This window comes from Asaia sp. SF2.1 (genome assembly GCF_000505765.1).
GTDB lineage: Bacteria > Pseudomonadota > Alphaproteobacteria > Acetobacterales > Acetobacteraceae > Asaia > Asaia bogorensis.
In genome coordinates this window covers 137,692-139,327 of record NZ_AYXS01000051.1, presented here as the reverse complement: position 1 = coordinate 139,327, position 1,636 = coordinate 137,692, and the positions used below count along the sequence as shown (strand labels likewise).

The following is a 1,636-nucleotide window of genomic DNA, read 5'->3' as shown; positions in this document are numbered from 1 at the left end:
GAAAAAGGAACGAAGTCTCGCATCAGGAGATGAATTCGTCGCTTGCGGAGTTATCGCTTATATCGATTTCCCCCGCGTTCATGAGATTCTTGATGGTCGTTACGATTTCTGCCTGTGCAGCTTCCACGTCCTTGACACGTACGGGGCCTAGCGATGCAATTTCTTCCAGGAGGATATTGCCTGCCCGTTTTGACATGCACTGAAGGAAGAGTTTGCGTTCGCTGTCCGTCGCTCCCTTCAGGGCAACCGGGAGGCGATCCCGATCCACCTCGGTCACAACTCGCATGAGGGATTCCTGTGAGAGACGCGCGATGTCCTCAAAGGTGAACATCAACGATTTGACCTTCTCCATATCCTCATGGCTCTGACGATCCATGAGCTCTGTAAGGCGCCCCTCCGTCTTGCGATCGAAATTATTGAATACCTCGGCGAGGAGTTCATAACTGTCCCGCTTGGATGACCGTCCGAGGGATGAGATGAATTCGGATCGCAGGGTCGCCTCGACACTCTCAATCACTTCGCGCTGCACCGTTTCCATATGCAGGATACGCATCATCACATCTGTCGCATAATCCTCAGGCAGCAAGGCGAGGACACGTGCTGCATGCGCGGGCTGCAAACGACTCACGATAACCGCAGCCGTTTGCGGATACTCGCTCTTCAGGTAGTTGGCGAGAATTGACTCCTGCACATTTGCCAGTTTGTCCCACATATTGCGGCCAGCGGGACCACGGATCTCGTCCATGATCTTTTCGACCTGCTCGGCACTGAGTGAGCGGCGCAGGAAAGCTTCGGTTGTCTCAAAAGTCCCGACGAGACCATCGGCCAATTCGAAATTCTCGACGAACTCCCGACACACTGATTCGACCATGGCGGCCTTGACGACGCCCAGTCCCGCCATGGCGATCGAGATGTCACGTATTTCATCCTCGTGCAGGGACTGCATAAGTGCGGCGCTTCGGTCACGACCGATTGCCATGAAAAGAATTGCTGCCTTCTGTTTGCCGGAGAGTGAAAATTCCGGCGCTATGGGAGCTGCGGGAGGCATATCGGGGGGGCTGGCGTTATTCATGATGAAGCTCCCGGACGTGGCTCGGGTGCCTCGAGCCAGTTTCGGATAATGCTCAGGCTGCTTTCAGGGTTTTGATCGATACGGTCAGCGACCTTCGAAATCGTTCCTGCACGCGCTCTCCCCTCAATTCCATCTATCGACACGGTATCGGTATCAGTGCGAAGAGCCAGGCTGTTAGACGAACCTTGTCCGAGAGCCGCGTGATTGGGCTCTCCCTCCCTATAGGAACCGGAGCCACCAAGCGCTTCCAGATGGGTGGGGCCAGATCGCGACAGGGCAGGGTGTGTCGTCGTTTTGCGGCGGAGGAGTGGCCGGAGCGCGAAGAACCCTGCACCCAGAGCGAGGAGGATCGGTATAATCCATTCTGCCAGATATATCAGGTTAGCGCGCGAGAAGAAGCCGGGCGCAGCCGGGAGGGGTTCGACACCTCCATCCGGCATAAATCGCATTGATACGACCTCGACCTGATCTCCACGGGCCTTGTCATAACCGACTGAGGTTTTCACAAGTGTGGTGATGCGGTCGATTGTGGCTGCATCGAGAGGCTTCCACACTTCTGTTCCG

Annotated in this window: 2 protein-coding genes; both read right to left on the bottom strand. The window is 55.9% G+C overall.

Annotated elements, in window-relative coordinates:
• Nucleotides 1–22 precede the first annotated feature (22 nt).
• Nucleotides 23–1,072, bottom strand: a complete 1,050-nt coding sequence (locus tag P792_RS35580) for a flagellar motor switch protein FliG (RefSeq protein ID WP_235075555.1) — start codon at nucleotides 1,070–1,072, stop codon at nucleotides 23–25.
• The coding region (locus P792_RS39505; protein WP_035440995.1) for a flagellar M-ring protein FliF C-terminal domain-containing protein at nucleotides 1,069–1,636 on the bottom strand (568 nt) is incomplete at its 5' end. The genes P792_RS35580 and P792_RS39505, both read right to left, overlap by 4 nt.